The 20,207-nt window shown below is 42.2% G+C and carries 15 protein-coding genes; 7 read left to right on the top strand and 8 right to left on the bottom strand.

Annotated elements, in window-relative coordinates:
• Positions 1 to 2: 2 nt before the first annotated feature.
• The 3 genes from GUY17_RS17370 to GUY17_RS17360 are packed head-to-tail and all read right to left on the bottom strand — an operon-like array spanning position 3 to position 3,642.
• Positions 3 to 1,763 carry a polyamine aminopropyltransferase gene (locus GUY17_RS17370; RefSeq protein ID WP_254439830.1) on the bottom strand — a complete coding sequence of 587 codons (1,761 nt, stop codon included), beginning with the start codon at positions 1,761 to 1,763 and terminating at the stop codon, positions 3 to 5.
• Between the two features lie 3 nt (positions 1,764 to 1,766).
• Positions 1,767 to 2,666: a DUF350 domain-containing protein gene (locus GUY17_RS17365; RefSeq protein WP_101085279.1), complete on the bottom strand. Its 900-nt coding sequence runs from the start codon at positions 2,664 to 2,666 to the stop codon at positions 1,767 to 1,769.
• Between the two features lie 13 nt (positions 2,667 to 2,679).
• Positions 2,680 to 3,642 carry a hypothetical protein gene (locus GUY17_RS17360; RefSeq protein WP_162023853.1) on the bottom strand — a complete coding sequence of 321 codons (963 nt, stop codon included), beginning with the start codon at positions 3,640 to 3,642 and terminating at the stop codon, positions 2,680 to 2,682.
• Between the two features lie 163 nt (positions 3,643 to 3,805).
• Between GUY17_RS17360 and glnE the strand changes: the two genes are divergently transcribed.
• Together glnE and GUY17_RS17350 are read left to right on the top strand one after the other, a co-directional pair.
• The gene (gene glnE, locus GUY17_RS17355) at positions 3,806 to 6,655 is read left to right on the top strand and encodes a bifunctional [glutamate--ammonia ligase]-adenylyl-L-tyrosine phosphorylase/[glutamate--ammonia-ligase] adenylyltransferase (protein ID WP_194956035.1); all 2,850 of its coding nucleotides are present in this window, start codon (positions 3,806 to 3,808) and stop codon (positions 6,653 to 6,655) included.
• Positions 6,656 to 6,741: 86 nt separating this feature from the next.
• The gene (locus tag GUY17_RS17350) at positions 6,742 to 7,725 is read left to right on the top strand and encodes a sensor domain-containing diguanylate cyclase (RefSeq protein WP_162023852.1); all 984 of its coding nucleotides are present in this window, start codon (positions 6,742 to 6,744) and stop codon (positions 7,723 to 7,725) included.
• A 241-nt stretch (positions 7,726 to 7,966) separates the two neighbouring features.
• Here GUY17_RS17350 and GUY17_RS17345 read toward each other — a convergent pair whose 3' ends face one another.
• The gene (locus tag GUY17_RS17345) at positions 7,967 to 8,920 is read right to left on the bottom strand and encodes a sodium-dependent bicarbonate transport family permease (RefSeq protein ID WP_101085283.1); all 954 of its coding nucleotides are present in this window, start codon (positions 8,918 to 8,920) and stop codon (positions 7,967 to 7,969) included.
• A gap of 227 nt (positions 8,921 to 9,147) precedes the next feature.
• Here GUY17_RS17345 and GUY17_RS17340 point away from each other — a divergent pair, with 227 nt between their 5' ends.
• Positions 9,148 to 9,432, top strand: coding sequence for a DUF3081 domain-containing protein (locus tag GUY17_RS17340; protein ID WP_101085284.1), 285 nt, complete (start codon positions 9,148 to 9,150; stop codon positions 9,430 to 9,432).
• A 53-nt stretch (positions 9,433 to 9,485) separates the two neighbouring features.
• On the opposite strand, the gene zapE is transcribed toward GUY17_RS17340, so the two are convergent.
• A complete protein-coding gene (gene zapE / locus GUY17_RS17335; RefSeq protein ID WP_162023851.1) occupies positions 9,486 to 10,670 on the bottom strand; it encodes a cell division protein ZapE in 1,185 nt (394 codons plus the stop codon).
• A gap of 176 nt (positions 10,671 to 10,846) precedes the next feature.
• Here zapE and GUY17_RS17330 point away from each other — a divergent pair, with 176 nt between their 5' ends.
• Entirely contained in the window at positions 10,847 to 11,644 is a 798-nt protein-coding gene (locus GUY17_RS17330; RefSeq protein ID WP_162023850.1) for a polymer-forming cytoskeletal protein, read from the top strand.
• A 142-nt stretch (positions 11,645 to 11,786) separates the two neighbouring features.
• Here GUY17_RS17330 and GUY17_RS17325 read toward each other — a convergent pair whose 3' ends face one another.
• The 3 genes from GUY17_RS17325 to GUY17_RS17315 all read right to left on the bottom strand — a co-directional run bounded on the left by GUY17_RS17325 (position 11,787) and on the right by GUY17_RS17315 (position 16,856).
• Positions 11,787 to 12,701 carry a L,D-transpeptidase family protein gene (locus tag GUY17_RS17325; protein ID WP_162024395.1) on the bottom strand — a complete coding sequence of 305 codons (915 nt, stop codon included), beginning with the start codon at positions 12,699 to 12,701 and terminating at the stop codon, positions 11,787 to 11,789.
• A gap of 167 nt (positions 12,702 to 12,868) precedes the next feature.
• Positions 12,869 to 14,425 (bottom strand): nitric oxide reductase transcriptional regulator NorR, encoded by a 1,557-nt coding sequence (gene norR, locus GUY17_RS17320; protein ID WP_162023849.1) that lies wholly within the window; start codon positions 14,423 to 14,425, stop codon positions 12,869 to 12,871.
• A 142-nt stretch (positions 14,426 to 14,567) separates the two neighbouring features.
• On the bottom strand, positions 14,568 to 16,856 hold the full coding sequence (locus tag GUY17_RS17315; RefSeq protein WP_162023848.1) for a nitric-oxide reductase large subunit: 2,289 nt from the start codon (positions 16,854 to 16,856) through the stop codon (positions 14,568 to 14,570).
• A gap of 425 nt (positions 16,857 to 17,281) precedes the next feature.
• Between GUY17_RS17315 and slyA the strand changes: the two genes are divergently transcribed.
• From slyA to GUY17_RS17300, 3 genes are all read left to right on the top strand, one after another.
• Positions 17,282 to 17,767, top strand: a complete 486-nt coding sequence (gene slyA, locus GUY17_RS17310; RefSeq protein ID WP_101085289.1) for a transcriptional regulator SlyA — start codon at positions 17,282 to 17,284, stop codon at positions 17,765 to 17,767.
• Between the two features lie 8 nt (positions 17,768 to 17,775).
• A complete protein-coding gene (locus GUY17_RS17305; protein ID WP_162023847.1) occupies positions 17,776 to 18,834 on the top strand; it encodes an HlyD family secretion protein in 1,059 nt (352 codons plus the stop codon).
• Positions 18,835 to 18,954: 120 nt separating this feature from the next.
• Positions 18,955 to 19,980 (top strand): DUF2955 domain-containing protein, encoded by a 1,026-nt coding sequence (locus GUY17_RS17300; protein ID WP_162023846.1) that lies wholly within the window; start codon positions 18,955 to 18,957, stop codon positions 19,978 to 19,980.
• Positions 19,981 to 20,207 lie beyond the last annotated feature (227 nt).

Below are 20,207 nucleotides of genomic sequence, written 5' to 3'. Positions count from 1 at the left end.
AATTAAAAAAGATTAATTACTTCATTTTCTGACCAAGCCGCTAAGTGGTAGTAATACAGCTGTAATGAACCAATTTCGTTTACTTTGATGTTGTCTATATCGGCATAGAAATTCTTTGGGAATTCAAATGAAGCGTGAATAAGTCCTGGGGTTAGCCATTCTTCTGGTACCGGTATATCTGTTAGTGCAGCAAGACGTTGTTGTGGGTTTTTACCCATTTTACTGCCAATGCTCCAACCCCATTCACCAAAGCTAGGGACATTATGGTGATACTGTTTTACATTAAACCCTGCAGCAGTCAGTGTTTTACCAACCGATATAAACGCTTTTGGCGCATGATAAGGTGAGGTTGATTGCACCGTTATTACGCCATCGGCGCTAAGTAATTCATTAAGCTTACGATAAAATAAGTCTGAATACAGTTTGTTTAAATCAGGATGACTTGGGTCGGGTAAGTCAACAATAATGGCATCAAACATTTTGCCATTTTGAATTAGCTTATCAACCCCGTTAAATGCATCGTCGACCATTAATGTTAAGCGTGGATCGTTTAACGCATCGCCGTTTAACGCCAGTAATGCATCCTGTAAGCGTTGTGGCATATCTGCTGGTGGCGATTTAAACAGTGCCAGTAAGTCTTTATCTAAATCCATTAAGGTAACCGCTTTAGGTTGCCATTTGAGTACTTGCTTTAGTCCTAAGCCATCACCACCACCAATAATGAGCACGTTATCGTGCCGTGCGCTGGCAGCCAATGTTGGATGAACCAAAAAGCTATGATAGATGTGCTCGTCGCTGCTTGAAAATTGTAACCGACCATTGATGTATAAATTATAAACGGGAGGTAAACCACCACCGCGCAAACGCTTAGTAAAATTGAGCTGCTGAAAGCGGGTCGCTTTGGCATAAACCACATGATCTTTATACAAAAGATTATTAAAATGCTGTTCCCAGCTCGGGCCTTTAACGGCTAATATGCCAATCACCACACTGGCAATAATATGGCCGATAAGCAGCAATTTTACATGATTTATTTTTGACCAAAAACGCCAAATAAACACCAGTCCAGCGAGTAGGTTAACGCTCGCTGTAAGCGCAGCAGCTAATTGAATATCAATGGCCAGCATAAAACCGACCCAGATTGCGGCGCCTATTCCAGCGCCAATGTAATCGGCACCATATATGGTGCCGGCATTATGCAGTAAGTGCGCTTCAGACAATGATTGTCGAACGCGGGCAATAAGTGGAATTTCCATGCCAATCATTAACCCGAGTAATACACCCCAAACATACGGTAAATATGCACTGAGAGTTTGCAAACTGGCAATAAAGCCACCATTGGGTAAATGATCTGGCGGTAGGCCGAGTGTATTGGCGATGGTTAACGGCAGTTGTTGACCGAATCCGATGACCGCTGCGGTAATGATAATGGCAAAAGAGCCACACAGTGCTACGGTTAATTCAAGCATGGCAAAGCCAGTAAAAGCGCATTTTATTTTACGTGCGGCAAAAGCGCCCACACCCATGGACACAATCATTAGACCAATCATGGTGTAAATGGCGGCTTCTAATGCGCCGAGAATGCGACCAGCATAGTGTGATAATAAGTATTCATAAATAAGACCGCATCCCGCCAACGAGGCCATAATGCCGAGTAACAAGGCATCATCAAACCATGATACTTGACGGGATGGAGGGGAACTTTGCTGCGAGTCCCCCTGTGTAGTGTTAGCGGGAAGATCATCGAGCAAAGGTGTTGTCATAGATTAAGCCATTAACGCCGTGAGAATAAGGGCAACGGCAATACTAATCGCCATTTCAACGGCTGCAATACCGATGTTTTGTTGTTTCTCAACTTCTTCAGCAAGATTGATACCGGCTAACACCATTTTTTTCACTATGGTTATTAATAACGATAATACCACCAGCATGATCAATGAGAATGCGCACCAACCAATAATGTTGCTTACATGGGCTGTTGGGTCATAAGCAATAAAATGACTCGCCGCATTAAAGCTTAGTGCCATGGCAATCATGTAGCCGCTGTGACGCAGTGCTAATGCCGTTTGGCCCTGAGTTAACGCTTGTTGCATTGACGCGCCTTGATTACGTTTGGCATAACGCTTTTCACGTAGTCGGGTGAGTATGACTAACATCAGTTGTGAGATTAAAAAGGCACTAAAAATAGCGATAAAGGTATCTAGAGTAATATCTTCAGCCCACATTAATACCGCGCGGATAATAATGGCAGTGGCTATGGCTGCAGCAGCATCAACCACAGCAACAGAAATATTACCTTTAAGAATCTCATCGTTTTTAGCAAATTCATTTAAGGCGATTTTATCATGTAAAAAACGGCCTAATTTAATCAGTATTAAGCCAAACAAGCCGTATGCCGACATGCCAATCGCTTCAGTTAAATAAGACGGAGCCGCTTCGCCTGTGATAGCGCCAGTTAGCACAATACCTAAAGCCGCCACAGCACCAGCGGTACTGATCCCAAAGGCAAAGTTGTCGCGCTCGGCTAACTCTGCACTGCTGTTGACTTTAACGCTCCACCCCTGCAAATAACGCATTAGCGTCAGCAAAATGATAGCGATGGTTAAATCAATGGCTAAAATAATCGCCAAATGTTGAGTTAAGCCATATTCTTGAAAAAATGTCATGGTGAGTCCTTACCTATTTTCCACGGCTAACACCGCGACTAGTGCGGCTGCTTGAGTTACGGAAACTGCTGTCTTTTGAGTAGCTCGAACGAAATTTTCTACTCGCGCTCTGAGTGGTGCTATTAGCTTTGGGTGCACTGGTACTTTGACGTGACAAGCTAGTAGAGCCTGTTCGAGCTTTTGCATAAGGGCTGTCGAATCGTTTCCCTTGGCTGTTAAAACGTTTCTTGGTTTGTTCAAAGGTTTTGGTTTGCGAAGTTGCTTGTTTTGGTGAAGTGTAACGGTAACGTCCCACATCATTATAATAGCTGTAACCACGGTTACCCGACCAACTACCGTAGCCTATTGGGCGGGAGAAGTTAGAAAACATCGCATACATGCCATACCAAGCCCAAATGGAGGTGCCGCTTGAATTATTTTGCCAGCTACCATATGCAGGATTACCCACAAGTTGGCTGCCTGCACCACTGCCTTCGGTGCCATTTGCTAGGGCTTCAGCCTCACGGCTAATAGCATTAACTCGAGCGAGTTGCCCTTTAGACATATCGGCAACAACATTGACTGGATCAGACAGCATATCGTTATACAAACTGGTGTCAGCGGCTTGATAAATATTCTGTGCTTCAGCTAACTGTTGGTCTAAATCAATAAAATTAGCGCTGTCGTTTAAGTCTTTGTAACGACGCGTTAATGACTTAAACATTGGCCCTTCAGTGCTGGCATCTTTAGCCAATTCTTCTAGTAATGGGGTTAAGTCGGATTGACGCTGAGCGAGAACTCGAGTGTATTGTTTGAGTAACGTCGCATTGCGTAACTGATTGTTATTGAGCGAACTGGCCAACAGATCAAGTCGTTGTTGGGTCAGTTGCTGGTACTTAGCAATTTGTTCCGGTCTATCGTCACCGCAACCGCCAAGGGTTAAGGCAACAAACAATACCGTTATCAATGTGAGTACACGTGGGAGGTGACCTACCATGTTTTCTCCAAAATGTAGATTTTTCATGTGCTAATTCAATATGACACAGGTTATAGTAATCTTAGTGTCAATGATATTAATCTGATCATTTGACTGGCTGATAGATATACCATTCACGACATAATATGTCCAACGTTCATTTTCTTTAGGGATCATTATTGCCATGCAAAACCAAAGTAACAAGGTATTATCTGCAGCGATGCTAGACAGCGCAGATCGTTACTGGTTAAGACTCTGCGACGTTTGGCCAGAAGCTAAAACAGCACTGACAGCCATGCAACAGCAAGAGTTAAAGGCCGTATTTGGCTTAAGTGACTATATGGGTGAGCAACTTTGTCGTCATCCAGAATGGATTGTGCAGTTATTTGATGGCTTATTAAGTGATGTTGTGCGCAGTGAGTTTGATGCGCAGTTACATTCGCTATTAGCTGAGTTAACTCAAGAAGAGCAGGTTAAGTCTGCCTTACGTCGTTATCGTAATCTGCAAATGGTGCGCTTAGCGTGGCGTGACTTTTTAAATTACACCCCAGTTGAAGAGTCATTACTCGATTTATCTGCATTAGCAGAGGCATTGGTAATTGCTGGACGTGATTGGTTATATCAAGAGATGTGTCAACAATACGGCACACCAACAAGTGCTGAAGGTAAGCCACAACCCTTATTGATTTTAGGCATGGGTAAACTGGGTGGTCGTGAACTTAACTTTTCATCAGACATCGACTTAATTTTTACCTTTCCAGAACATGGTGAAACCGTTGGCGGTCGACGAACTCAGGCAAATCAGCAATTTTTTATTCGCATGGGACAACGCTTGGTGAATTTACTCGACCAAGTCACCGTGGATGGATTCGTTTTCCGTGTCGACATGCGTCTACGACCTTATGGTGAAAGTGGTCCTTTGGTGGTCAGTTTTAGCGGTTTAGAAGACTATTACCAAGAGCAAGGCCGTGATTGGGAGCGTTATGCCATGGTCAAAGCGCGCGTACTTGGACCTTGGTCTGGCTATTGCGATGAGTTGCATGACCTACTACGACCATTTGTTTATCGCCGCTATATTGATTTTTCTGCGATTGAATCACTGCGTAAAATGAAGCAATTAATCGCCCAAGAAGTTAGGCGTCGTCAGTTAACCGATAATATTAAGCTTGGCGCCGGCGGGATCCGCGAAGTTGAATTCGTGGTGCAAAGTTTTCAGTTAATCCGTGGTGGCCGCGAGCCTGCATTGCGTCAGCAAAGTTTATTTGGCGCCATTGATACCTTGTACAGCTTAGGGCAATTGGAATACTTAGCGGTTGATGAGCTTAAACACAGTTATATTATATTGCGTCGAGTGGAAAACTTGTTGCAAGCCATTGACGATAAGCAAACGCAAACCCTGCCTAATAATGAGCTCGATTGGCAACGTTTATGTTATCCGCTAGACATGGCCGATGAAGCCGAACTTCGTCAAAAAATTAATCAAGCAATGGTCACCATTCATGGCCATTTTAATGCCACTGTGGGTGGTACTGACAGCCATGAACACAATGATCATTGGACTGCTTTATTTTGGAATGTGCAGCAAGATGAACACGCTAACGCCTTGTTGCAAGAGCAACAAATCGATGATGCCGAATTATGGCCACTATTAAATGAGTGGCATCAAACGGTGTCGAAACGTTCTATCGGACCTCGAGGACGTGAAACGCTAGACAAATTAATGCCTAAGTTGCTTGAAGAGTTAGTGACTCAAACTAAACCGAGCCAAGCGTTTAAACCAGTAGCTAAAGTGCTGGATAAAATTTTAACCCGTACTACCTATCTAGAACTTTTATGTGAAAACCCAGGCGCTAGACAGCAATTAGTGAGTTTGTGTTGTGCAAGCCCTTGGATTGCCCGCGAGCTGGCGAATTTCCCAATGCTGCTCGATGAGTTAATTGATCCGTCGCAGCTGTATGACATTACTTCGATTGATGATTATCCTAGTGAATTACGCCAGTATTTATTACGTGTACCTGAAGATGACATGGAACAGCAAATGGAAGCGTTGCGGCAGTTTAAATTGTCTCAGCAGCTTAAGATTGCGGCCGCAGATGTTACTGGGGTATTACCTGTCATGCAGGTTAGCGATCATTTAACCTTTTTAGCTGAAGCCATTATCGAACAAGTTGTACTACAAGCTTGGCATCAGGTGGCATCTCGCCATGGCATACCTGCAGGAACGAGCCCAAGTAACATGGGTTTTGCCGTCATTGGTTACGGTAAGTTAGGTGGAATTGAGCTGGGTTATGGTTCTGATTTAGATTTGGTGTTTCTACACGGCCACACAGGTGCTGGCACAACTGATGGTAAGCGTCCTATTGATATCGGCCATTTCTACCTCAAGCTTGCCCAACGTATTGTGCATTTATTTGCTACCCGGACAACGTCTGGTGAGTTATATGAAGTGGATATGCGCTTACGTCCGTCAGGTGCTTCTGGTTTGTTGGTGAGTGAGATTGAGCATTTTGGTACCTATTTACAACAAGAAGCGTGGACTTGGGAGCATCAAGCATTAGTGCGATCTCGTTTTGTATTTGGTGATTATTCGCTTGCCGGTCGTTTTAGTGATTTACGTGCGAAAATATTGAAAATAGAGCGTGATAAAGAGGTATTAGCCAAAGCGGTCAAAGACATGCGCATAAAAATGCGTGAGCACTTGTTGCAAGTTGAACCAGGGCAATTTGATCTAAAACAGAGTGCTGGTGGTATTGCAGACATAGAGTTTATCGCTCAGTACTTAGTGTTAGCGAATGCTCATCAATATCAGGAATTAACCATTTGGTCTGATAATGTGCGTATCTTTGAAGTGTTGGCGGAGTTGGAGTTATTACCCATCATGCAAGCCCAACATTTAACCCAAACCTATTGCTGGCTGCGTGACGAGAATCATGAACTGACATTACAACAGTTGCCCGGTAAATTACCCATACAAAGTGTGCAACAAAAAATCGACAGTGTAATTGAAATTTATAATGAAATTCTATCGGTTTAAACATTAATCAAAGTAGATTAGGTTGATATTTAGTCACTTAACTGCTTTGATTATAGAACTATTATTTTGATTGAATAGGTTGTTTAATGCTGCTGGCATCGATACCTGACAATGAATACACTCGACTCGAAACGCTTCGAGGGCTGAACGTGCTCGACACGATCGCTGAAGAACGTTTTGATCGTATCACTCGGTTGGCTAAGCGATTGTTTTCAGTTTCAATTAGTGTGGTGAGTTTAATCGACTCCGATCGCCAATGGTTTAAGTCTGTGCAGGGGGTGGATGTATGCGAAACCCGGCGTGATATTTCATTTTGTGGTCATACTATTAATCAACAACATGTTTTAGTTGTGCCAGATACACTAAAAGATGAACGTTTTGCCGACAATCCGCTTGTATTGGCGGCTCCTAAGATTCGATTTTATGCCGGCTATCCGTTGACTATGCCTAATGGTGTGAGGGTAGGTACCTTGTGTATTATCGATGACAAGCCGAGATCTTTCTCTAAAGATGATGAAGATGCCTTGGAAGACCTTGGCAAAATTGTCGCAGAAGAACTGCTGTCGATTCAGCAAAATACCTTAGATGCGCTAACCGGTATTTCTAATCGTCGTGGCTTTGAATTACTCGCTAATAAGACGCTTGCTTATGGTGATAGGCTTGATTTTGCAACGTGCTTAATTTTCTTTGATTTAGATTATTTTAAAGCAATTAACGACAATTTTGGCCATGAAGAAGGTGATACTGCCTTGAGGACTTTTGCTGGCTTATTGATCGACAGCTTCCGCGAATCGGATATTATTGCCCGCTTTGCTGGTGATGAATTTGTGGTAATGCTGAGCCAAAGCGATGAAATTAGTGTTAATAATGTATTACAACGTTTTCAACAGTGCGTTAATCAACATAATTTGCACAGTGGTAAACCATACCAATTAAAGTACAGTAAGGGCGTGGCGCATCGACAAGCTAGGCAGTCATTATCGTTAAATGATTATTTGGTTAAGGTCGATAAAGCCATGTTTGTCGATAAAGCAATACATCACCAGAGAACACCAACGGATATTAAATAGCGCTTATTAAATTGATGATATTGGTGTTTTTATCTGCGCATGTAACTGATTTGATAAGCTACAAACGTTAAACTCGTTGAGCCGCTGCAAATAATACACTTGGCGCAACTATTATTCATTTGCATATTCGCAGCGAAATAAATCAACGTTATTAACGATTGTTAACAACAATCGTTAATAACGTTCGTTAACAGCAACTGCTAACATCGATTTATCGGCACGGTTATGAGTGTATCAATGCTCAGCTTAGTATCTGTTCTATCCACATTTTATAGATAGGTAAACCAATTAATACGTTTATTGGGAACGTTATTCCGAGTGATGCCAACATCGCTAAACCAATATTAGCGTCTGGTATTGCTGCCTTAATTGCGGCCGGCGCAGCAATATAAGACGCACTTGCACTTAAGCCTGCAAGTACTAATATGCTGCCAGAAGGTAAATCAAGTAACACGCCTAAGCCGATACCCGCCCAAGCTAAAATAAATGGAATTACCGCAGCAAATACCAATAAACGCCATTGTTTGTAAGGAATAGGGAAGCATACTTTGGCGGTACTAATCCCCATTTCTAATAAGAACAGTGCTAATAACGTTTTAAAACCACCCAATAACATTGGTGTAAGTGGTGCCATGCCACTAGTGCCATATATCCAGCCTATGATCACCCCTCCACAGAGTAATACGACTCCGCGGCTTGTCAGCGCTTCATGTAATACGCTGCCTGCCGAAGAGTGTTGGCTATCGCCTGCTACTTTTGCTTGTAAGTAGCGGTGTAGCCAAAGCATGATAATAATTGCAGGCAATTCGAGTAGCACTAGATACAACGTTGTTTCAGGTCGTAAAGGCCACTGAGATTGATCGACCATGGTCATCACCACGGCAAATGTTCCCGCACTCACAGAGCCGTAATGAGCAGCAATACTTATGGCTTCTTTTTGCGGTAATTGAATTAATTTTCGCAGTAGAGGATAAAGGCTAAGTGGGATTATGAATCCAAGTGCAATAACAGACAGTAATTCGGTGATCGCTAAATTGGCAGTTTCTCCATGCAGTGCCATGCCACCTTTTAGTCCTAGCGTAAGCATAAGTAAGATAGATAGGGTTTCGTAGGTTGCTTTAGGGACTTTTAAATCAGACTTTATCAACCCGGCAAGCAAACCGAGGGCAAAAAAGGCAATCACAATATCAGGCATGGTATAGGTTCTGTCTGTTATAAAGTATCGCGATTCTGCCTTGTTGTGTTAACAAAGGGAAATCTTTTCAGCGAAAAAATACTGCTATAGTAAACTGATCCATTTAAGGCTGATCAGTCGTGTTGTACTTTGCGGGTTTATCATGTTTTTCTTCGCTGATCTATTAAGTGCAAATGGCGTATAGTATGCTTAAATGATAATGCAAAACATTAATAGCAGAGCATGATATGAAAAATGAAATTGATATTCACCGCGCGTTGAAAGTGTTTAACAAAGTCACGCAATATGGTGAGAAGCGGGCGCTTGAAGACGGTCATAATGGTCATGATTATTGGTTGTGTGGAATCAGTGCGCAAACGGATCATGATGGTTATACCATTACTTTAGCCGATGCTCAGGTTAGCTTGACAGTATTTTTTCACAATAAATATCAGTTCGATTACCCGACCAATGATGCTCTTGACAACTTTTTACTTCGTTTTAATGATGTTGAAAACTATCAAGCTTCATAATCTACTGCATAGACTCGCCTGTTAAGCGGTTCATTTCAGTGCTGCAGGCTTATTTACACCCATTGTTGCATTTCAATCAGGCGGCTATAAGTGCGTCTAAATTCAAATTGTAATGCCCCGTCGATATATAAATCTTCTAGGTTGCAGTCGCTATTGAGGATTAACATCACTTTTTGATCATACAATTCGTCCACTAAACTAATAAAGCGTCGAGTCGGATCGTCTTCACTGGCATACGCCAGTTGTCGTTCGCCTGTGGTGGTAGCTAATGCGCCATCTTCGGTGCCGCGAGCTTTAATCCAACTACGTACTTCACCGCCTAATGTAGGCACATTACTGAGCAATATATGGCTAAATCGGCTAGCTAATTCAATGTAATCCAATGCCGAACGTGGGCCTTGGCACAAAGCTGAAAATTCAAACCAAGCAAGTTGTCCATATTGAGCCTCAATGGCAATAGTGCGCTGACAAATATCAATTGAGTCAGGTGTATTTATTATGCTGACATTAGCTTGTGGGTATTGTTGACACAAAAGTGTAAACACCGCTTGAGGCGTTATTGCCGACGGTAATGTTAACCAGCGGGCTGATGTTGTAGGCGTTACGGCGCTAAAATGTAAGCGATGATCGATTTGACCGTCTAAGTGGATCGATTGGGTATATTGTAGGAGCAGATCGATTGTGGGTAAAAAACGATCGCGTTGTAAACCATTTTTATACAAGTCGATTATTGGTACATTTGAGGTTGCAACTAAGATGACGCCTGACTGAAATAATGTTTCAAATAATCGACCGAGTAAAATGGCATCACCGATATCAGCGACAAAAAACTCATCAAAACAAATAACAGAATATTTCGCCGCAATCTGCTTGCCTATGTGAGTTAATGGATCACGTATCCCCGAAGTTTGATTTAATTGCTGGTGGACCATGGCCATAAAACGGTGAAAGTGCAGGCGTAATACGGTTTTATCCGTTTTATGTTGTGAGCTATACATGCTCTGGTTGCACTGAATCTGATCGCACTGAATCTGGTCACACAAGCTTTGATAGAATAGGTCCATCAAAAAGGTTTTTCCTCGGCCCACATCGCCCCATAAATATAAGCCTCGGCTGTTTGTATTAACACAGAGACATTGTTGATAAAGCAAATCAAGCGCGAGTATTGCTTGCTGCTGTGCAGGATCATCAACAATATTTTGCTGAAGACGTTGTTGGTAAGCTTGTAATGGCGACATAGCACTTAGGGTAAATTGTTGATCTGGGTATTATACCATTAACGACTTACTTTATTATGAAGTGTATTTCCTTTAAGCTCTTGTGATAAAAATAACAATCTATCAACAAAGACGATTAACCCAGAGTAATAACTAAGAATAATAACCAAGAGTAATAATCCTAACAAGGACCCAAAATGAATAATAAAAATAAGGGCATGACCTATATTGGTGTCGATATGGCGTTGGAAGGTGATATGCATATTCAAGGTCCAGCAATAATCGCGGGCCAAACTAAGGGTAAAATCAGTTCAACCGATCAAATAAAAATAGAACCTAGTGGTGTGGTTGAAGGTGAGGTTTTTTGTCAAGAGCTGCGAGTGTCTGGCTTATTCAAAGGCACGTTACATTGTAATAAACTCATAATTGTCAGTTCGGGTATTGTCGAGGGTGAAGTATCCAGTCATCAAATGGAAATTTATGATGGCGGTCAATTTATCGGCATGCGCACTAAAGGGCCTGAATCGTCTGGGTTACCCCAGGTTGATAGCGAACGTTTTTCCGAACTCAATCAAACTCCTTCAATGCCGGATAAGAAAACGCCAATTTCTATGGGTAAGCTTAGTTTGGTTGCTGTCGCCGCAATCGTGATTATTACCGCTATGGTTATGCAACCGACAATTAACTCCATGCTAAATCGCGGTCAAGCACCGTCAGCTGATAATAATCAAGCAAATGCTCAGCAATACCCACAATCAGCATTAAATATAACAGAAGAAAATGCTGCCGCGCTTCTACAAGAAATGGATCAACAGACTTCATTTGCCGAGCAAACCGAAGAGTTAATTAATGCCGGTCAAAGTGACATTAATGTGGCGATGGAAGATTTACATGCATTAGCACAAACCAGTGAAGCGCTGGGTGATAGTCAGAATGTGAGTGACAGTGATAATGTTGATCAGAATGGGTCGACGATAAGTACACCTGATAAGTAACTCCATTTCTTATCCTGAGTTGGGAGTAACTATCAAGCTGATATAAAAAATGGCTTTGTTAATCACAGTGTTTACTGAATTAACAAAGCCATTTTGTTATGTTTGCAGAAATCCAAACATTTTATGTCTTATGGATTAATGCTTATGGATTAATCCGAGTTGGCATTCCAGTACGTTGCTCAAGTAATCGTTTTAATGTAAATGAGTCAGTGTCTGGGTGAGCAACAAAGCGAGTCATGGCTTTATCGAATGATAGTGCTACTGGTTCTAACGAATCAAATTCAGCTTGAGTTCGTGACAGTGGCTCATGAACTTCTAAATAGCGGTTACCATCAGGTTCTTCAGTGGCTTTAATCGGTTGGTTAATAAACTCAACACGTGTGCCAACTGGTACGCTATTATATAAATGTTCAATGTCTTCATCGCGTAAACGAACACAGCCAGAACTTACCCGTAAACCAATACCAAACGTGGCGTTAGTACCGTGAACCGCATACAAGTTACCGACATAAAGGGCGAATAAACCCATTGGGTTGTCAGCGCCTGCTGGCCATACAGCCGGTAATGTTATCCCTTTAGCCGCGTATGATTTACGAATATTAACCGTAGGTGTCCAAGTTGGATTAGCGCGTTTACGTTGTACTGTTGTTACCCAATTTTCAGGGGTATCTTTACCAATTTGACCAATACCAATAGGCAATACTTCGACGGTATTTTTACCCTTCGGATAATAATACAAACGCATCTCGGCAGAGTTAATGACCACACCTTCTCTTTTAGCGTTAGGTAGAATTAGCTGATGCGGGATCAGTAATGTGCTACCCGGTTTAGGTAAAAATGGGTCAACACCTGGATTAGCTTCTAATAAATTAGTCAACCCTAGCTGAAATTGTGAAGCAATTTGCTCTAAGGTTAGTTTCCCCTCAGGAACAACATAATATTGATTTTCACCTACTAAATTACTGCCTTCAGCCGGTAGACGATATTCAACAGCAGCACTCGAAAAACTTAATACAATGGCAGTCGCTGCAATTAAAGTAGAACGTAACGAATTTATCATAAGGGTTATATCATTCCAAAACAGACGTTATATTAGTCAGACTACAATATTTTGCCAAGTTTGACTATTTAGTACAAATAATTAGTACAGGTCATTTGTACAGATGGTTAGGGCGCATCGTTACTTATTACGGCTAATATTTCAACTGAAATTTTTTACTTTTTTTATTTTAATCCTAAGCGTTTAGCCAGCCTGTGTAAGTTACCTGAATCTATTTGCAATTGGCGTGCGGTTGCAGCCCAATTACTCCCTTGCTGAGTATATATTTGCTGGATAAATTGATTTTGAAACTGATCTGTTGCATCTCGTAAGCTTGTTTGTGGTAAAGATGTTGCCGACTGTTTAAGCGTCAGGTTTTTGTTTGAATGGATAGCATCAGGCGATGACTGTGCAAATTCAAAATGGCTGTTGTTAATGATGCATAAACCATCTTTTTGGCTTTGTGATTTAGCTAAAACAGCGGCTCGATGAATGGAATGCTCAAGTTCACGTATGTTGCCAGGCCAGTCATATTGCTCCAGTAATTGCAATGATGAAGGCTCTAATCTTAAATGGGCCAAGTGTAATTGCTGTCTATAGCGCTCGATAAAGTAGCCCGCTAATAAATGGATATCTTGTTGACGTTCTCTTAGTGGTGGAACCATAACCGGGAACACGCTTAAACGATGGTATAAATCTGCTCTAAATCGTCCGGCCAATACTTCGCTTTTTAGGTCTTTATTGGTTGCGGCAATAATACGAACATCGACTTTTAAGCTACGATCATCACCGACCTTTTGCACGTCGCCAAATTGCAGTACTCGCAGAAGTTTTGCTTGTAAGTTAAGAGGTAGTTCACCAATTTCATCTAAAAATAATGTACCTTTATCGGCTACTTGAAATTTGCCGCTACGATGGCTAATAGCGCCAGTAAACGCGCCTTTTACATGACCAAAGAGTTCGCTTTCGGCAACGGATTCAGCAAGTGCAGCACAGTTTAAATACTCCAGTGGTTTATTGGCTCGTGCAGATTGTTGATGGATCTGCTTGGCTATCAATTCTTTACCGGTACCCGTTTCTCCTAAAATCAACACGTTGAGTTCAGTTTCTGCCACCACATTCACTTCATTAAGCAGCGATAATAGATTATCGGCCTGACCAATTATTTCGGTTTCTGTTTCTGTGTCTAATAGCCTAGAGGGTTGGGTATGGGGGATGGTAAACGTTGACGCTTGTTTTTCAAGTTTATCAATCAGCAATGCGTTGTTTAATGAAGCCGCTGCAATTGCGCTAAAGCTGCGCAGTTCATTATTACTGAATTGATCAAACTTATTGGGATCTAATGCATCAATAGTTAATGCGCCAATGAGTTGCTCGTTAGCGAATAATGGTAAACCGATGCAGGCATGCACTTTTAAGTCACCATCTACATTGGGGATTAAGCCATCGTAAGGGTCGGGTAATTCGCTATTGGAAGGGAAACGGACAATATCACCCGCTCGGGCAATGGTTTCAAGTCGCGGATGCTCACTTAAAATAAAGCGCCGTCCTAATACATCCGCACTCAGTCCATCAATCGCTAATGGCTTGAATTGATGCCCTTGGAACGATAACAGTGCAGCAGCATCACAATCGAGGGTTTCTCTTACTGTGGTTAATAAACGAGAGAATCGATCACGTTTAGATAAATTGGACGTGATATCAAGTGCGATACGGGTTAAGTCAGCTTGTCTCAATGCCATGCTAAACTCCAGAAAGGAACATAATAAGTGTCATTATGACAAGTGTGAATATAACAACAAGGGTAAAGCCCAAATTGTTGAAACTAAAGGGGCCACAAAGGCCCCTGATGATGGTTATCAAAGCGTGTTTATTAATGCATACTTAGTTAATCGTTAATGGACTAGCTTGTTTCGCTTTAACGCCTTTGCTAGCAATGGCTTTCTTGATGATGTCAAATAAGAACGCCGCCATCAATAATCCACCAATACTGAAGATAATGTCACCGAACATTCGTGTCCATACAAGGCTTTCCACTAAATCGCTGTGGATCACCGCAGGTGAACGAGCATACCAATAGCCGTGGTCAATGACCGCAAAGAACTGCACAATTCCGACAGGCAATAATGACATAAACAGCATTGCTGCTAAGCCGATATTTAATGTCCAGAATGCCCCTTTAAGGTATTTTTGGTTCCATTGCATATCGCCTGTTAATCCGCGTAAACAGAATAGCATTAGCCCTATGCCTAACATACCGTACACGCCCATAAATGCACCATGAGAATGTGTCGCAGTAGTATTTAAACCTTGGATAAAATAAAGCGATATTGGTGGGTTAATTAAGAAACCTAATACACCTGCACCAATTAAGTTCCAAAATGAGGTTGCCACAAAGAACATAATGACCCAGTGATAACGTTCCATCCAAGGGCTCGCTTTACGTAAACGATAGGTTCCCACTGCTTCAAAACCAATTAATGCTAACGGCACCACTTCAAGTGCCGAGAATATGGCTCCCCAAGCAATGACTGAAGTTTGAGTACCGGTAAAGTATAAATGATGTAAAGTGCCGATTAAGCCGCCAGTTAAAAACACCACTGTTGTGAATAATACCGCACCGTTGGCACTGCGTGCACGGATAAGGCCTAAGCGAACGAGCATTAATGCGATAACGGCTGTTGCAAATGTTTCAAAGAAGCCTTCTACCCATAAGTGCACCACCCACCAGCGCCAATATTCTGCGATGGCAAGGTTTGAGTGTTTGCCCATAAACAGGCCTGCACCATAAAACAAGCCGATGGCGACACAAGAGGCGTATAGAATCCAAATTGCCGGCAGTATGTCGCTGTTAACTTTTAATGCGGGACGCATAGCTGCAGTGATTAACACGGTCCAAATTAATAAGCCCACAAACAATAATATTTGCCATACGCGTCCTAAATCAATGTACTCATATCCTTGATGTCCGAATAAATAGTTCATGTCTAGGTCAAAGTATTGTTGTACGCCAATCCATTCACCAGCCATAGAGCCCAATACGATAACGACTAACGCGACCCAAAGTACGTTTACCCCTAAGCGTTGATACTTAGGTTCGTATCCTGATAGTGCAGGGGCAATATATAGCCCTGTGCCTAACCATGCTGTGGCAATCCAAAATACTGCGAGTTGAGTATGCCAAGTACGGGTAACAGAATAAGGCAGAATTTCAGATATTGGGAAACCATAAAATTCTTGGCCTTCAACTGCGTAATGCGCGGTAATTCCGCCAACTAATATTTGCAGTAAAAACAGTCCAATTGCAGTAACAAAATACTTTCCGACGGCTTTTTGCGATGGCGTAGGTTTAGTAAAAAATAATGGATCACCTTTGGCTGGTTCTGGCAATGGTTCCTCTTTGCAGGTGGCGTGATGCCAAGCCAGCATGCCAATACCAAGAAGCAATGTCACTAAGCTTAGTACTGACCAAACAATGTTGTCTGAAGTGGGGACGTTGCCAATTTGTGGATCGTATGGCCAGTTATTGGTGTAAGTATAATCATAACCAGGGCGCTCAGTTACCGCAGCCCACGCTCCCCAAAAAAGAAAGCCGTTTAACAACTCTCGGTGGCTGGCATCCGTGATAGTACCTTCTTTCATTGCGTATTGTTCGCGCAATGATGACAGTGCAGGGTCGTCGCCAAAGAGTGATAAATAGTGTTGACTCACTTCATTTATCGCTGCAATTCTGGTATTTGAAAGCGCAACATAGGTTTTATCTTCAGCACTGTCGACAACCGTATTATGCCGTATATCATTTCTGAGGGCTTCTTCTAAACCGGCTTGCTGCTCAGGATTGAGTTCAGAAAAATCACGATTAAAGCGCTCGTTTGCGGTGATAGACAACCAAGCTTGGGCTTCACGATGTAACCAATCTGCAGTCCAATCTGGTGCCACATAAGAACCATGGCCCCAAATTGATCCTAACTGATGCCCGCCCATTGAACGCCATACAAGTTGGCCTTGCTCAATATCATTTTTGGTAAATATGGGTTGGCCACTGGTGTCAGTGAAAGCCGTTGGAATCGGCGGTTTTTCTCGATATATGCCGCTGCCTAAACTGAGTAATACCGTGAAGGAAGCCACTAGCACGATTAGCAGTGCAATGCCGGTGAGTTTATTTTTGCTCATAAGTCCTCTTAGCGCAAAGTCATTTTGATACAGATGACCAGAGCATTACACAAGTCGTGCCAACTTTTTATTGTTATTAAGTTACTGTTATTAATGAATTTTGTTTTTACCTGTCGTTAAGCTGTTGTCAAAGTGACATATTTAATGAGTGTCAAAAAGACTGTTAATGTCAAACTGACACTCTGTTTTGGTGATACTGATCATCTTTGTCTAAATAACACTCATGTTCTCTTTTCCGCGTAATGTCATGTGACTAAAGGCCTAATCTTTCTTGTTCGTGTAATCAACGCTAGTCATTTTTAGTCACAGTTATCAATAAATTAGTTTCAACGCTATAGAAGTTTATGGATTAATTAACATCAGTCATTTACTTAGCATGCTAAGTTGTTATAATGCTTAGCACGCTAACTAAATGGCAATTTATTATGTATAAAGAATTAGAGCGATTAAAAGAACTTTCACTTGCTGAGCACTTAGGGCGATTACATCGTTTATGGCGCACCGCTGCAGACGCGGAGCTCGTACCATTAGGGTTAACTCACCCTCGCTGGACTGCGCTGTGGAAGTTACTGCGCTTGGGCGATAACGTCAGCCAAAAGGTGCTTGCCGATGCTTTAGAGATAGAATTGCCCTCTTTAATGCGCACTTTGAGCCAGTTAGAACAGCAAGGATATATACAGCGCCGCTGCTGCGAGAACGATAAGCGAGCACGAATAGTCAGCTTAACTCCTGAAGGCATCGACATGCTTAAGCAGATGGAAAGCCGCATTATGTTGGTTCGTCGAGATTTACTTGCAGGTATTAGCAGCCAAGAATTAAGTGAATTTGAACGTGTCATTAGTCTTATTAGTGATAATGCTCTTGCTGCGCTGCATAAGAACACTGAACAAGACAACAAAATTCCTGAATGAGAAATAACATGACCCCAGATCAACAATTTGCTCGACTCGTTAAAATCGCTATTTTTATGTTTGTAATGGTGTTTGGTTACTTTATGTTTGCCGATGCAGTAATGCCTATGACGCCGCAAGCCATGGCCACACGAATGGTCACTAAAGTGACGCCACAAGTCAGTGGTAAAATTGCATCTATTGCCGTCGAAAATAACCAACTTGTGGCTAAAGGTGATGTGTTATTTAGCATCGACTCAGCCCCTTACGAGTTAGCGGCTGAGCAAGCTACATTGGCGTTAGAGCAAGCAAAACAAGATAACGCTGAACTTGATGCATCGATACTAGCAGCCAAAGCAGATGTTCAGGCAAATCAAAGTAGTGCACAGCAGAGAAATAGTGAAGCAAAACGCCTTGATGCTCTGTATGCCTCTCGAGGTGTATCGCAGCAGTTAACCGATCAAGCTCAAAGTGAGGCCGTCACGGCGCAGGCCAATTTACTTGCCGCTAAAGCTCGCTTAACTAAGCTAGTGGTAAGTCGTGGACGCAATGGCGAAGATAATTTAAAAGTCCGTCAAGCTCAAAATCGTTTAGCTCAAGCAGAATTAAACCTGTCATACACTCAAATTCGCGCAGACCAAAATGGCGTGGTGACTAACTTACAGTTAGAAGTCGGCAGCTTTGCCACTGTTGGACAGCCGCTATTAGCTGTAGTGTCAGAAAACGTCGATATTATTGCTGATTTTAGAGAAAAAAGTTTACGCGGTATTGAGCCACAATCAACTGCGCTTGTTGCATTTGATGGTCAACCTGGACGTTTATATCATGCCAAAGTGAGTACCGTAGATGCCGGTGTGAGTGCCGGGCAATTTGATGCCAATGGCCGTTTAGCTGATCCGCAAGAATCGGTACGTTGGGTACGTGATGCTCAGCGTTTACGTTTACACCTTGAACTTGACCACCAAGGCGTTAATGCATTACCCGCTGGAGCACGTGCAACGGTGCAATTAGTACCTAATAGCGGTTTACTTGGCTTTCTAGCCAAGGTTCAAATTAAGGTTATCAGCACGCTGCATTATATCTATTAACGCCGCAGTTAAGCCCAATACTGATTGTTAATACTCATTACACCCATTCACACTCAAGGCAATGCTGCAGGTTAATTTATTTGTGTGCAGTATCTTGTATCAATGTCGTAGGTTGTTCATATGTTATTACGCCATAGTCCTTTGACTACAAACGATTTACGCCAATGTTTACGCATAGCAACAGGCGCCACACTAGGATTTGCGATATGTAAATTTTTCGACCTCAGTTATGGTGTATTTTTTACCGTCACTCCAATGTTGTTACTGGGTTTAGTCCCTGTGATGAATGCACATGCGATGAGGCAATTATTGGCATCATCTGTAATGTCTGGGATTGAAGTGGGTATTTTAGGTGGCTTATTTGGCTCTCACGCTGGGGTGATATTACCTATCGTGTTTGTGCTATTTTTGTATCGTTTTGCGGCAATGTCACGCGGTAGTTTGTTTTTATTTGGCGCTAACGGGGTTATCAGCTTAAGCATTATGCTGCACTTTGCCAGTTATCCGAGTGTCGATATTAATAATCTCATTTTCAGTAATTTTTGGGCGACAGCGGCCTCTGTTGTAATCGCTTATGCTATGACGGCTTTATGGCCCGATGTTGAACCAAGAGCACCAGTTGCTGCCGTGGTTAAAGTGCCTAACCGCATGCGACACGAAGCGTTACTCGGTGCATCTATTGCAACTGCATCATTTGTGGTTTTTCAGGTATTTAACTTACGTGATTCTATGTCTGCTCAAGCCACCACCTTGTTATTGTTATTCCCAATGCATTGGAATGGTGCGCTCGGTTATGCCCGCAAACGAGCTATCGGTACCTTGTTTGGCGTGACTTTCGGCTTGGTGGGACAAGGGTTACTCTATGATTGGTCTGGATTATTGATTTTTGTGATACCACTATTGTGGATAGGCTTAATGTTGTTTAGCCAAGTACACGTGAGAGAAGCGAGTGGCTCTGGAGTGGGATTCGGTGCTATGACCACCTTAGGGATATTATTCGGTCAATACTTAACCCCAGATAATGACTTAGTTTTTAGTGCTTTGTACCGAATAAGCAGCATATTAGTCGCTATCGTGGCAACATTATTACTGTGTTATGTGGTGCATCGAATATTGAATCGATTTGAAGCTACTCGATTTGGTTGAACATTGGTGTGTGCGGTAAATAAATCTCATTGGAGTATATGAGTTTACTAATATTCGTCAGTTGTGGATTGATTTTAATGGCAGTAGGGAAGTGGCTATTGTTAGAGTATTAGATTACTTTTGAAGAATAATTAGGTAATCGATTGATAATATTAGATATAACGTACGGTTAGTTTTATAGACATAATTACTATAGACATTTTGCATATAAATGCTAATAGTAATGA

Source organism: Shewanella sp. Arc9-LZ (assembly GCF_010092445.1).
In the GTDB taxonomy this organism is placed as follows: Bacteria; Pseudomonadota; Gammaproteobacteria; order Enterobacterales; family Shewanellaceae; genus Shewanella.
Note: the sequence above shows the minus strand (reverse complement) of the source record. Positions and strands in the feature narration are given on the sequence as shown.